The sequence below is a fragment of the Lelliottia sp. RD5 genome (assembly GCF_056032945.1).
Window position 1 is genome coordinate 758,152 of record NZ_JBVYHQ010000001.1, and the last position, 13,386, is coordinate 771,537.

At 54.4% G+C, this 13,386-nt stretch carries 14 protein-coding genes; 13 read left to right on the top strand and 1 reads right to left on the bottom strand.

Annotated elements, in window-relative coordinates:
* The first annotated feature begins 146 nt into the window (after window positions 1–146).
* The 3 genes from malX to add all read left to right on the top strand — a co-directional run bounded on the left by malX (window position 147) and on the right by add (window position 4,058).
* Window positions 147–1,739, top strand: coding sequence for a maltose/glucose-specific PTS transporter subunit IIBC (gene malX, locus AC0LWE_RS03770; RefSeq protein WP_131487448.1), 1,593 nt, complete (start codon window positions 147–149; stop codon window positions 1,737–1,739).
* 50 nt (window positions 1,740–1,789) lie between these two features.
* Window positions 1,790–2,962 carry a MalY/PatB family protein gene (locus tag AC0LWE_RS03775; protein WP_474264832.1) on the top strand — a complete coding sequence of 391 codons (1,173 nt, stop codon included), beginning with the start codon at window positions 1,790–1,792 and terminating at the stop codon, window positions 2,960–2,962.
* A 97-nt stretch (window positions 2,963–3,059) separates the two neighbouring features.
* Window positions 3,060–4,058 (top strand): adenosine deaminase, encoded by a 999-nt coding sequence (gene add, locus AC0LWE_RS03780; RefSeq protein WP_219346660.1) that lies wholly within the window; start codon window positions 3,060–3,062, stop codon window positions 4,056–4,058.
* A gap of 33 nt (window positions 4,059–4,091) precedes the next feature.
* Here the strand turns inward: add and AC0LWE_RS03785 are convergent, their stop codons facing one another.
* Entirely contained in the window at window positions 4,092–5,132 is a 1,041-nt protein-coding gene (locus tag AC0LWE_RS03785) for an oxidoreductase (protein ID WP_059178097.1), read from the bottom strand.
* Window positions 5,133–5,378: 246 nt separating this feature from the next.
* On the opposite strand from AC0LWE_RS03785, the gene blr reads away from it, so the two are divergent.
* The 10 genes from blr (at window position 5,379) to nth (ending at window position 13,126) form a co-directional block, all read left to right on the top strand.
* Entirely contained in the window at window positions 5,379–5,504 is a 126-nt protein-coding gene (gene blr / locus AC0LWE_RS03790) for a division septum protein Blr (protein ID WP_174342498.1), read from the top strand.
* Between the two features lie 234 nt (window positions 5,505–5,738).
* Complete coding sequence (gene ydgT / locus AC0LWE_RS03795) at window positions 5,739–5,954, top strand: transcription modulator YdgT (RefSeq protein WP_041689386.1); 216 nt, start codon at window positions 5,739–5,741, stop codon at window positions 5,952–5,954.
* An 87-nt stretch (window positions 5,955–6,041) separates the two neighbouring features.
* Window positions 6,042–6,482, top strand: a complete 441-nt coding sequence (locus AC0LWE_RS03800) for a DUF2569 domain-containing protein (protein WP_012017216.1) — start codon at window positions 6,042–6,044, stop codon at window positions 6,480–6,482.
* A gap of 76 nt (window positions 6,483–6,558) precedes the next feature.
* On the top strand, window positions 6,559–7,140 hold the full coding sequence (gene rsxA / locus AC0LWE_RS03805) for an electron transport complex subunit RsxA (RefSeq protein ID WP_059178099.1): 582 nt from the start codon (window positions 6,559–6,561) through the stop codon (window positions 7,138–7,140).
* Window positions 7,140–7,718 (top strand): electron transport complex subunit RsxB, encoded by a 579-nt coding sequence (gene rsxB, locus AC0LWE_RS03810; protein ID WP_131487445.1) that lies wholly within the window; start codon window positions 7,140–7,142, stop codon window positions 7,716–7,718. Before rsxA ends, rsxB begins: the two co-directional genes overlap by 1 nt.
* The gene (rsxC, locus tag AC0LWE_RS03815) at window positions 7,711–10,122 is read left to right on the top strand and encodes an electron transport complex subunit RsxC (RefSeq protein ID WP_219346661.1); all 2,412 of its coding nucleotides are present in this window, start codon (window positions 7,711–7,713) and stop codon (window positions 10,120–10,122) included. The genes rsxB and rsxC overlap by 8 nt, the downstream gene beginning before the upstream one ends.
* Complete coding sequence (gene rsxD / locus AC0LWE_RS03820) at window positions 10,123–11,175, top strand: electron transport complex subunit RsxD (protein WP_204772679.1); 1,053 nt, start codon at window positions 10,123–10,125, stop codon at window positions 11,173–11,175.
* Window positions 11,176–11,184: 9 nt separating this feature from the next.
* Complete coding sequence (gene rsxG, locus AC0LWE_RS03825; protein ID WP_204772678.1) at window positions 11,185–11,805, top strand: electron transport complex subunit RsxG; 621 nt, start codon at window positions 11,185–11,187, stop codon at window positions 11,803–11,805.
* Between the two features lie 2 nt (window positions 11,806–11,807).
* On the top strand, window positions 11,808–12,494 hold the full coding sequence (locus tag AC0LWE_RS03830) for an electron transport complex subunit E (protein WP_059178104.1): 687 nt from the start codon (window positions 11,808–11,810) through the stop codon (window positions 12,492–12,494).
* Window positions 12,491–13,126, top strand: a complete 636-nt coding sequence (nth, locus tag AC0LWE_RS03835; RefSeq protein ID WP_131487441.1) for an endonuclease III — start codon at window positions 12,491–12,493, stop codon at window positions 13,124–13,126. Before AC0LWE_RS03830 ends, nth begins: the two co-directional genes overlap by 4 nt.
* Window positions 13,127–13,386: the final 260 nt, after the last annotated feature.

Below are 13,386 nucleotides of genomic sequence, written 5' to 3' on the forward strand. Positions count from 1 at the left end.
GTAAAACGTTTTATCAACACGTTATCTTTATACTGCGAATTAAAGCATGAGAATGTGATTCAGAGCGCACTAAACTTTGGTAAAACGTTTTATCTTTCGCTGCAATGAAGACGTAACATTTATTTTAACAATAAAGGAGTCGTTTTATGACGGCGAAAGCAGCACAAAAAATATCGTTGTGGGAGTTTTTCCAGCAACTGGGTAAAACCTTTATGTTACCCGTGGCGCTCCTCTCTTTTTGCGGGATCATGCTGGGGATCGGCAGTTCATTAAGCAGCCACGATGTCGTGACGCTGATTCCGTTCCTGGGCAATCCGGTGCTGCAGGCGATCTTTGTCTGGATGAGCAAAGTCGGCTCCTTCGCGTTTAGCTTCCTGCCCGTAATGTTCTGTATTGCTATCCCGCTGGGTCTGGCGCGTGAGAACAAAGGCGTCGCGGCTTTTGCCGGTTTCGTCGGTTACGCCGTCATGAATCTGGCGGTGAATTTCTGGTTGACGGCGAAGGGGATTCTGCCGACCACCGACGCAGCCGTTCTCAAAGCCAATAACATCCAGAACGTGATCGGCATTCAGTCGATCGATACCGGTATTCTCGGCGCGGTTATCGCCGGGGTGATTATCTGGATGCTGCACGAGCGTTTCCATAATATTCGTCTGCCGGATGCGCTGGCCTTTTTCGGCGGTACCCGTTTTGTGCCGATCATTACCACTGTGGTGATGGGCCTGTTTGGCCTGGTGATCCCGCTGGTATGGCCGGTCTTTGCCCTGGGCATTACCGGTATTGGTCATATTATTAACAGCGCGGGTGACTTTGGCCCGATGATTTTTGGTACCGGTGAGCGCCTGCTGCTGCCGTTTGGTTTGCAGCATATTCTGGTGGCGTTGATCCGCTTTACCGAAGCAGGCGGCACGATGGACGTCTGCGGCCACGATGTGAGTGGCGCGCTGACCATCTTCCAGGCGCAGCTGAGCTGTCCAACCACGCATGGCTTCTCTGAGAGCGCCACACGCTTCCTGTCACAGGGTAAAATGCCGGCCTTCCTGGGTGGTTTACCGGGGGCGGCGCTGGCGATGTACCACTGTGCGCGCCCTGAGAATCGTCATAAAATTAAAGGGTTGCTGATCTCTGGCGTAATCGCCTGCGTGGTCGGCGGTACGACCGAGCCGATCGAGTTCCTGTTCCTGTTCGTCGCCCCGGTGCTGTATCTCATTCACGCGGTGCTGACGGGTCTGGGCTTTACCACCATGGCGGTTCTGGGCGTCACTATCGGCAATACCGACGGCAACGTGATCGACTTCGTGGTGTTCGGCATTCTGCATGGCCTGTCAACCAAGTGGTATCTGGTGCCGGTTGTCGCGGCCATCTGGTTCGCGGTGTATTACGCGATCTTCCGCTTCGCAATCACTCGCTTTAACCTGAAAACGCCGGGTCGCGATACGGACACCGCCAGCAGCGTTGAAACGGCTGTCGCAGGCACGGTCGGGAAATCAGGCTATAACACCCCGGCAATTCTGGCGGCACTCGGTGGCGCGGATAATATTACCTCGCTGGATAACTGCATCACTCGTTTACGTCTGTCGGTCAGCGATATGTCCAAAGTCGACACCAACGCGCTGAAAGCGAATCGCGCTATCGGCGTGGTACAGCTCAACCAGCATAATCTGCAGGTGGTCATTGGCCCGCAGGTGCAATCGGTCAAGGATGAGCTTTCAACCCTGATGAGAACGGTAGAAGCCTGACGTCTCGCCCCCTTCGCTGAAGGGGGTTTTCACTTAAAGGACGAACAAAAATGTTTGATTTTTCAACGGTGGTCGATCGGCACGGAACCTGGTGTACGCAGTGGGATTATGTGGCCGACCGTTTTGGCGCTGCCGACCTGCTGCCGTTTACCATCTCGGATATGGATTTCGCGACCGCGCCCTGCATCACCGCGGCGTTGTACCAGCGCATTAGCCACGGCGTATTCGGTTACAGCCGCTGGAAAAATGACGAATTTCTTGCCGCTGTCGCGCACTGGTTTAAGCAACGTTTTAACAGTGATATCGATGTGAACTCAATTGTGTATGGGCCGTCGGTGATCTACATGGTTTCCGAACTGATCCGCCTCTGGTCAAAACCTGGTGATGGCATCGTGGTTCAAACGCCTGCGTATGATGCTTTCTATAAAGCCATTGAAGGCAATCAGCGCCACGTTGTGCCCGTAGCGATGGAAAAGCAGGCTTCGGGCTGGCAATGCGATATGGCCAAACTCGAAGCGGCGCTCTCTCAGCCTTCAAACACGGTTTTACTGCTTTGCAGCCCGCAAAATCCGACCGGCAAAGTCTGGACCCGCGATGAGTTACAGACGATGGCTGAACTGTGCAAGCGCTACGACGTTGCAGTAATCAGCGATGAAATTCATATGGATATGGTCTGGGGAGATCATCGCCATACGCCGTGGAATGAAGTGGCGAACAGCAAATGGGCGCTCCTGACCTCGGGGTCGAAAAGTTTTAATATTCCGGCCCTGACCGGCGCGTATGGTTTGATCGATGATGACGAAGGCCGTAACGCCTATCTGAGTGCGTTGAAAGGGCGCGATGGACTCTCTTCCCCTTCTGTTCTGGCCCTGACGGCACATATCGCGGCGTATCAGCAAGGTGAGCCGTGGCTGGATGCGCTGCGAGAATATCTGGCCGACAACCTTCGCTATATCGCTGAAAAATTAAACAGCACTTTTCCGAATCTTCACTGGCAGCCGCCAGAAGCCACCTATCTGGCGTGGATCGATCTTCGCCCTTTAAACATTGACGACAACGCGCTGCAAAAAGTGCTGATTGAGCAACAAAAAGTCGCCATCATGCCGGGATTTACCTACGGCGCGGAAGGCAATGGATTTGTGCGCCTGAATGCGGGTTGCCCGCGCAGCAAGCTGGAGCAAGGTGTCCAACGGCTCATTGCCGGGATCACCACCCTGCTCTAATCACATTGCGCAATAGAATATTCCGTTGCGCAAATAGCTTTTTTCCCCGTTTTGTTTTTATAATGTGTCGCACTTTAACCAGAAAAAGAGTGCGACCATGATCGATACACGCCTTCCTTTAACGGACATTCACCGCCATCTTGACGGCAACATTCGCGCCCAGACCATTCTCGACCTTGGCCGCCAGTTTAATTTGTCACTTCCCGCAGCAACGCTTGAGTCATTAATTCCTCATGTACAGGTCACCGCTAACGAACCGGACCTTGTGAGTTTCCTGAGTAAACTCGACTGGGGTGTCAAAGTGCTGGCGTCTCTGGATGCCTGTCGCCGCGTGGCGTTTGAGAACATCGAAGACGCAGCGCGTAACGGCCTGCATTATGTCGAATTACGTTTTTCCCCTGGTTATATGGCCATGACCCACGGTCTGCCGGTTGAAGGCGTGGTAGAGGCGGTTATCGAAGGCGTTCGCGAAGGTTGCAAAGCCTTTAACGTCCAGGCGCGTTTAATCGGGATTATGAGCCGCACTTTCGGCGAGTCAGCCTGTCTGCAGGAGCTGGAGGGTCTGCTGGCCCATCGTGACCATATCACGGCTATCGATCTGGCTGGCGATGAGCTGGGCTTCCCGGGCAGTCTGTTCCTCTCTCACTTCAACCGTGCACGCGACGCTGGCTGGCATATCACGGTTCATGCCGGGGAGGCGGCGGGCCCAGAAAGCATCTGGCAGGCTATTCGCGAGCTGGGCGCAGAGCGTATCGGCCACGGTGTGAAAGCCGTTGAAGATCGCGCGCTGATGGATTTTCTCGCAGAACAACGTATCGGCATTGAATCCTGTCTGACGTCCAATATTCAGACCAGCACCGTCGCTTCTCTGGCGCAGCATCCGCTAAAAACATTCCTGGAACATGGCGTTCTGGCAACGTTGAACACCGACGATCCGGCGGTACAGGGTGTTGATATTATTCACGAATATAATGTTGCGGCACCGCAGGCGGGTCTGAGCCGTGAACAGATTCGTCAGGCGCAGATTAACGGGCTGGAAATTGCGTTCTTAACGGCATCTGAGAAACAAGCGCTGCGCGAATTAGTCGCAGGATGATTTGAAAGGCCGGCATTTCGCCGGCCTTCTTTTTTACGCGAGGCAGAGCGTCGAGCGATGCTTAGCGGATTCGATACCCAGTTCAATCAGCTCCATAATCTGAATGGCCTGACTGGCCGGCACCGGGTTTTCGCCCGTGCCGTTAAGCGCATCGCGGATTCCCGCGTAATAAGCCGGATAGTTTCCCGGAAGCGTCAGCCAGGTTTCCTGTACCTGCTCTTCACCTTCCACGCGCGTCAATACGCCATCACGCATGTCGTACCCCCAGTCTTCCTGCGGCAAACGCTCGCCGTTTTTCAGTCGGTCTTCCTGCGGATCTAAGCCAAACTTAACGTAACTGCCGCGCGTACCGTGGACGATATAGCGAGCAGATTCTGCTGCGGCCAGCATGGTGCCGTGAAGCACTACACGGCGCTGCGGATAGCTCAGAACGGCGTGGAAATAATCCGTGGCCTGTGCGCCTGGACGCAGTTGCGCCAGATCGACCGTCATACTGACCGGCAAACCGAACAGATTAACGGCCTGATCGAGTAGATGAGGTGCCAAATCGTACCAAATTCCACTGCCCGGACCGGCCTGCTCGCGCCAGCGGTTGCGCACCTGAGGGCGGAAACGGTCAAAGTGGGATTCGAAGTAAGCCACCTCGCCTAACGTTCCTTCGCCGATCAGCGCTTTGACCGTGAGAAAATCACTGTCCCAGCGACGGTTATGGAAAACGGAGAGCAAGCGCCCCAGGCTTTTTGCCAGCGCATCCAGCTCCCGCGCCTGCGACAACGTTACGGTGAACGGTTTATCGACAACCACATGCTTCCCCGCTTCGAGCGCCGCTTTCGCCAACGGGAAGTGGGTATCATTTGGCGTAGGAATAACAATCAAGTCGATATTGGGATCGTCAAAAAGTTTTTTAGGTTCAGAAACGACGGCCACGGTTGGCCAGTCCGCATGTACTTTTGACGCATCACTGCTTGAGACGGCGGCCAGCTCCATCCCGGGCGTGCCCGCAATCAGCGGCGCGTGAAAGGTCTTACTGGCGTAGCCGTAACCAATTAATCCAACGCGAATTTTGTCACTCATGTCGTTGCCTCTTATCTTGTCGTTCACGCATTTTCACACTATCAACAATGACGTCACAATCATTTTGTAATGGATTACATAAACAAAAATAGCACGATCCCGCGTATGTCCCGGAGATATTCAGATAACTCACTGAATTGCTAAAGGTAAACCGTCTTCAAAAGACTTGCGATGCGGGATATCGCGCTGTAACATTCACATCCTGTATTTATGGATAAATTACAAACTCAAATCATGGCGTCAATAATCAATCGAATCATTGAGTTAGCAGGATGGATTGTCCTGGGTGTTTCCGTCGTTCTTCTCGGCGTGGCAAGTCATATTGATAACTACCAGCCGCCTGAGCCGATTGCCGCCTCGCAGGCAAAGTAACCTTCCCCACCTAAAGAGTGACACATGTTGTCAGTTGCATATTGCCTGGGATGTTAATCAGGGTTAACCTTCTTTTCCAGGTGTCGTCCGACGCCTGTTTTCTCCCTAGAAAACTCCTAATTTAGCCTTAACATTTGAATGGGCCATTTACGCCTTTCTTTATCCGTTTATTATTCGTGCGAATTACCCTACAGGTGCTCGGTACGACTTACTTTAAAATGGAAACTTATTAATATGACGGTTCAGGACTATTTATTAAAATTTCGCAAAATCAGTTCTCTCGAGAGCCTGGAAAAACTGTTTGATCATCTGAACTATACGCTGACCGACAATCAGGAAATCATCAATATGTACCGTGCAGCCGATCACCGCCGAGCAGAGCTGGTTTCTGGCGGACGCCTGTTCAATGTCGGCGAGGTTCCGAAAACCGTTTGGCGCTACGTGCTCTAAGACGGTACCCAACCGCGCGAAATGTTATATACTCACGCCCCGGCAAATTTGCAGGGTTTCATTTCGCGCAGAATTTTGGGAGATAACATGGCCACATTGCCTGGAGAGAAAATCGGAGGCTGGTTATTCGCTCCGCTTGCCTGGTTGCTGGTTGCATTATTAAGTGCCTCGCTGGCGTTGCTGCTTTATTCCACCGCGCTCGTTACACCCTACGCACTTAAGAATTTGACCTCACAAAGCACAATGAATATTGCCATGTGGTTTATTTCTTTCGGCTTTGCGATTGCGATGTGGTACTACACCCTCTGGCTGACCATTGCATTCTTTAAGCGACGTCAGAAAGTGCCTAAACACTATATTATCTGGCTGCTTATTTCTGTGCTGTTGGCGTTAAAAGCCTTTGCCTTTTCGCCTGTTTCAGACGGATTAGCGGTGCGCCAGCTGTTGTTTCCGCTGCTGGCAGCCTCACTCTTTGCCCCTTACTTCAGGCGCTCTGCTCGCGTGAAGAAGACCTTTGTGAATCCGTAATAACCTTACAGTTATCCTGTTGTCGCCCGGTGTGGTTTATCCGATAATAGGCGGCTTTTTTATTTCAGGCGTAATAATGACAGATTACTTACTGCTCTTCGTCGGAACGGTACTGGTTAACAACTTCGTGCTGGTGAAGTTCCTTGGCCTTTGCCCGTTTATGGGGGTTTCCAAAAAGCTGGAAACCGCTATGGGAATGGGCCTGGCGACCACTTTTGTAATGACGATGGCCTCAATTTGCGCCTGGTGGATTGATACCTGGATATTGATCCCGCTGGGCTTGATCTATTTGAGAACGCTCGCGTTTATTCTGGTCATCGCTTTTGTGGTGCAATTTACCGAAATGGTGGTACGTAAAACCAGCCCCGCGCTGTACCGTCTGCTCGGCATCTTCCTGCCGCTGATCACGACCAACTGCGCCGTTCTCGGCGTTGCGCTGCTGAACATCAACCTCGGGCATAATTTCCTGCAATCCGCGTTGTACGGTTTTTCCGCCGCGGTCGGGTTTTCGCTGGTGATGGTGCTGTTTGCCTCCATTCGCGAACGTTTGGCCGCCGCAGATATTCCGGCCCCTTTTCGCGGGAACGCCATCGCGCTCGTGACGGCCGGTTTGATGTCTTTGGCCTTTATGGGCTTTAGTGGTTTGGTGAAGTTGTAATGAGCACTATCTGGATTGCTATTGTAGCCATCAGCATTCTGGGGCTATTTTTTGGCATAATCCTGGGTTATGCCTCGCGCCGCTTTGCGGTCGAGGGTGATCCCGTCGTCGAAAAAATCGATGAACTGTTACCGCAAAGCCAGTGTGGGCAATGCGGTTACCCTGGCTGTCGCCCCTACGCTGAGGCGGTGGGCAGTCAGGGCGAAAAAATTAACCGTTGTGCGCCGGGTGGCGAAGCCGTGATGCTGAAAATAGCCACGCTGCTTAACGTTGATCCCCAGCCTGTTGATGGCGATGAAAGCGCGCAAGAGCCAGCGCGCGTGTTGGCCGTTATTGACGAAGCCAACTGTATTGGCTGCACGAAGTGCATCCAGGCATGTCCTGTTGATGCGATCGTCGGCGCAACGCGCGCCATGCATACCGTCATGGCGGATTTGTGTACGGGCTGCAACCTCTGCGTTGCCCCCTGCCCGACGCAGTGCATTGAACTGCGTCCGGTCGAAACGACTCCCGAAAGCTGGAAGTGGGATCTTCAAACCATTCCAGTTCGCATAATTCCAGTGGAACACCATGCTTAAGTTATTTTCTGCTTTCAGAAAAGAGAAGATTTGGGATTTTGATGGCGGCATTCATCCGCCAGAGATGAAATCCCAGTCCAGCGGCGTACCGCTGCGCCAGATTCCGCTGGCGAACCGTTTTATCATGCCGTTAAAACAGCACATCGGCGCTGAGGGCGAACTGCGCGTCAACGTGGGCGATACCGTGCTGCGCGGCCAACAGCTGACCTTCGGTCGCGGACGTATGCTCCCGATCCACGCCCCAACGTCCGGAACCGTGGTGGCGATTGCCCCGCATACGGTGGCTCACCCTTCGGCACTGGCGGAATTGAGCATCATGATTGAGCCTGACGGCGAAGACCGTTGGATCGATCGTGAGGGCTGGAGTGATTTTCGCGCGCAAAGCCGCGAGGCGTTAATTGAACGCATCCATCTGTTTGGTGTTGCTGGTCTGGGCGGCGCTGGCTTCCCGACCGGGACCAAACTGCGCGGCGGTGGTGATAAGATCCAGACGCTCATCATCAATGCCGCGGAATGTGAACCTTATATAACCGCCGACGACCGTCTGATGCAGGATTGCGCGGCACAGGTCGTAGAAGGCATCCGCATTCTCGCGCATATTTTGCAACCCCGCGAAGTGCTGATCGGTATTGAAGATAACAAACCGCAAGCGATTTCAATGCTCCGTGCGGTGCTGGCAGGCAGTCATGATATTGGCCTGCGCGTGATTCCCACCAAATACCCGTCCGGTGGTGCAAAACAGCTCACGCAGATCCTGACAGGAAAACAGGTTCCGCATGGCGGACGCTCCTCCGATATTGGCGTGCTGATGCAAAACGTCGGAACGGCGTATGCGGTAAAACGCGCGATTATTGACGGTGAACCCCTGACCGAACGCGTGGTCACGCTTACCGGTGAAGCAGTTTCGCAGCCCGGTAACGTCTGGGCGCGCCTGGGCACACCGGTTCGCCATCTGCTGGAGCACGCGGGATTCTCTCCGGGTAGCGAGCAAATGGTCATTATGGGGGGCCCGCTGATGGGCTTTACCCTGCCGTGGCTCGACGTGCCGGTGGTTAAAATTACCAACTGTCTGCTGGCCCCATCGGCCAGCGAGATGGGTGAAGAGCAGGAAGAAAAAGGCTGCATTCGTTGCAGCGCCTGCGCTGATGCCTGCCCGGCAGATTTACTGCCACAGCAGTTGTACTGGTTCAGCAAAGGTCAGCTTCACGATAAAGCAAAGGCCCACAACCTGGCCGACTGCATTGAGTGCGGTGCTTGTGCCTGGGTGTGTCCGAGCAGCATTCCGCTGGTGCAATACTTCCGTCAGGAGAAGGCCGAGATTTACGCCATTTCGCTTGAAGATAAACGCGCAGCAGAAGCAAAAGCGCGCTTTGAAGCGCGCCAGGCACGTCTTGAACGCGACAAAATCGCCCGTCAGGAACGTCACAAGAAAGCGGCCGTTCAGCCTGCCGAGAAAGATCAGGAAGCGATTAATGCCGCGTTGGCCCGCGTTCGTGAGAAAAAAGCGACCGCCGCAGAGGTTGTGGTTATCCCTGCCGGTGAGAAACCTGACAACCGCGAAGTGATTGCCGCGCGTGAAGCACGTAAAGCACAGGCGCGAGCCCATCAGGCAGAAAAGGCACAAGTTTTAGCGTCGGAGGCCGGTGTCGATCCGCGCAAAGCTGCGGTTGAAGCCGCTCTCGCGCGTGCTAAAGCGCGTAAAGCTGGCGCATCGGAAGAGACAACCGCGCAAAACACGCCGGTCGATCCGCGCAAAGCTGCGGTTGAAGCGGCTATCGCTCGTGCTAAAGCGCGTAAAGCCGCCGCATCAGAAGAGACTATCGTGCAAGACGCGCCGGTCGATCCGCGCAAAGCTGCGGTTGAAGCGGCTATTGCACGTACCAAAGCGCGTAAAGCCGCCGCATCAGAAGAGACTATCACGCAAGACACGCCGGTCGATCCGCGCAAAGCTGCGGTTGAAGCCGCAATTGCGCGTGCCAAAGCGCGTAAAGCCGCCGCATCAGAAGAGACTATCGTGCAAGACGCGCCGGTCGATCCCGATCCGCGCAAAGCCGCGGTTGAAGCCGCTATCACGCGTGCTAAAGCGCGTAAAGCTGGCGCATCAGAAGAGACAATCGCGCAAGACACGCCGGTCGATCCGCGCAAAGCCGCGGTTGAAGCCGCTATCGCGCGTGCTAAAGCGCGTAAAGCTGCCGCACCGGAAGAGGCGACCGTACAAAACACGCCGGTCGATCCGCGTAAAGCTGCGGTTGAAGCCGCTATCGCGCGTGCTAAAGCGCGTAAAGCCGCGGCACAAGACGCGGAACACGCAGCGAATGACGACCCACGCAAAGCCGCAGTCGCCGCCGCGATTGCACGCGTTCAGGCTAAGAAAGCCGCACAGCAGGCAGTAAACGAGGATTAAATGGTTTTCAGAATCGCAAGCTCCCCCTACACCCATAACCAGCGCCAGACGTCACGCATCATGATGCTGGTCTGCCTGGCCGCATTGCCAGGCATTGCCGTCCAGTTCTGGTTTTTTGGCTGGGGGACGCTGTTTCAAATTATCCTCGGTTGCGTCAGTGCACTCGCTGCAGAAGCGCTGGTCCTCACGCTGCGTAAAATGCCGGTCTCGCGCATTCTAGCGGATAACTCCGCACTGCTGACTGGCCTGTTGCTGGCGATCAGCATTCCGCCCTTCGCGCCATGGTGGATGGTGATCCTGGGGACAGTCTTTGCCGTCATCATTGCAAAACAGCTGTACGGTGGTCTTGGGCATAACCCGTTCAACCCGGCCATGATCGGGTATGTGGTGTTACTTATCTCATTCCCGGTGCAGATGACCAGTTGGCTGCCGCCGCAGGAGATTGCCGCGACCGCTCCCGGCTTGCTGGATGCTCTACAGGTGATCTTTACCGGGCATACCGCTACCGGGGGAGATATGACCACGCTGCGAATGGGCGTTGATGGAATCAGTCAGGCCACGCCTCTCGACACCTTTAAAACGTCACTGCATGCCGGTCACAGCGTCGATCAGATCATGCAATACCCTATCTTTAGCGGCGTTCTGGCCGGGGCTGGCTGGCAGTGGGTCAACCTGGCGTATCTGCTCGGAGGGGTTTTCCTCCTGTGGAACAAAGCGATCCGCTGGCATATTCCGGTGAGTTTCCTGGTGACGCTGGCGTTCTGCTCAACCCTGGGTTGGCTCTTTTCGCCTGAATCGATGGCAAGCCCGCAGATCCACCTGCTCTCCGGTGCGACGATGCTGGGCGCATTCTTTATTTTGACCGACCCTGTCACCGCCTCCACCACTAACCGTGGGCGTCTCATCTTCGGCATGCTGGCTGGTCTGCTGGTCTGGCTGATTCGCAGTTTCGGGGGATATCCGGATGGCGTTGCGTTTGCTGTTTTACTGGCCAACATCACCGTGCCGTTAATTGATTACTACACGCGTCCTCGCGTGTACGGTCACCGTTAAGGATTTGCCATGCTGAAGACAATGCAAAAACACGGCATGACGCTGGCCATTTTCGCGGCAGTGCTGACCGGATTGACTGCCCTGGTCAATCAACTGACTAAAACGACCATTGACGAGCAGGCCGCGAAGCAGCAAAAGGCGTTATTCGATCAGGTCATTCCGTCTGATTTCTACGACAATAATTTGCAGGAAAGTTGTTTTGTCGTTCAGGCTCCGGAGCTAGGTAAAGGCAACCACCGCGTGTTTATCGCCCGAAAAGGTGATAAAGCGACAGGCGCAGTGATGGAAGCGACGGCCCCAGACGGGTATTCCGGCGCAATCCAACTGCTGGTCGGCACTGATTTTTCCGGTACGGTTCTGGGCACGCGCGTGACAGAGCATCACGAAACGCCGGGTTTGGGTGATAAAATCGAAGTGCGTTTAAGTGACTGGATTTTGCACTTTGCCGGGAAAATCATTCACGGCGAAGATGACGCTGCTTTTGCGGTGAAAAAGGACGGCGGTGAGTTTGATCAGTTTACCGGTGCCACTATCACTCCACGCGCAGTCGTCAATGCCGTGAAGCGCGCCGGACTGTATGCCGAGACGCTCCCGTCGCAACTCAACCAGCTTCAAGCGTGTGAGGAATAACAATGAGCCAGGTTAAAGACGTTATCGTTCAGGGTCTCTGGAAGAACAACTCCGCGCTGGTCCAGCTACTGGGGTTGTGCCCCCTGCTGGCCGTAACGTCCACCGCCACCAATGCCCTTGGGCTGGGCCTGGCGACGACGCTGGTGCTGACGCTCACCAACTTAGCAGTATCCGCGTTGCGTCGCTGGACGCCATCGGAAATTCGCATCCCGATTTACGTCATGATTATCGCGTCTGTCGTGAGCATCGTGCAGATGCTGATTAACGCCTATGCATTTGGCCTGTATCAATCGCTGGGGATTTTTATCCCGCTCATCGTGACCAACTGTATCGTGGTGGGCCGTGCTGAAGCCTTTGCGGTCAAAAACGATCCGCTGATCTCCGCTCTCGATGGTTTCGCGATTGGCATGGGCGCGACCTGCGCCATGTTCGTCCTCGGGTCGATGCGCGAGATTCTGGGGAACGGAACGCTGTTTGATGGTGCGGACGCGCTGTTGGGCGGCTGGGCAAAATCACTGCGTATCGACGTGTTCCATACCGACACACCGTTCCTGTTAGCGATGCTACCGCCCGGCGCATTTATTGGCCTTGGCATGATGCTGGCGTTAAAATACCTGATCGATGAAAAACGTAAACGCCGCGCCGCGGAACGTCGCGTGCAGGAAGGGATGCCAGAGAAAGCGTCATGAATAAAGAAAAACGCCTTACGATTTTGACGCGTCTGCGCAATGAGAATCCTCATCCGACGACAGAGCTGAACTTCACCTCTCCTTTCGAGCTGCTGATCTCAGTCCTTCTTTCCGCGCAGGCAACCGACGTCAGCGTGAACAAAGCGACGGCAAAGCTTTATCCTGTCGCGAACACGCCACAGGCCATTCTGGCGCTCGGCGTCGAGGGTGTGAAATCCTATATCAAAACCATCGGCCTGTTTAACAGCAAGGCGGAGAACGTTATTAAGACGTGTCGTATCCTGCTGGAACAGCACGGAGGCGAAGTTCCCGAAGACCGTGAGGCACTGGAAGCCCTGCCGGGGGTGGGACGTAAAACAGCGAACGTCGTCCTTAACACCGCCTTTGGCTGGCCGACGATCGCCGTCGACACCCATATCTTCCGCGTCTGTAATCGCACCCATTTTGCGCCAGGGAAAAACGTCGAACAGGTCGAAGAGAAGCTGCTGAAGGTCGTACCCGCGGAGTTTAAAGTCGACTGTCACCACTGGCTGATCCTGCACGGGCGTTACACCTGTATCGCGCGTAAACCGCGCTGTGGCAGCTGTATTATTGAAGATTTATGCGAGTTCAAAGAGAAAGTCTATTCCTGATGAAGAGGGCTCAGCCCTCTTTTGCTGTCCGCCTTTCTTCACGCAGACTACGCCTAACCGCATTCCTCTCATTTTGCGAACAATTATCCCCCACCTTGCCTTTTTATCCTGTCGATGCTCCGGCGCTTTAACACCCGTCCAGGTTAATTGTTTTTTCGTGAACGAAAATTTCTATACATTTGTGATCGCGATCACTCTGATAACGCGATGTTGGATTTTTGTTTAAAAAGACATCCCAAGCCTTTGTCCAGACAAGTTGC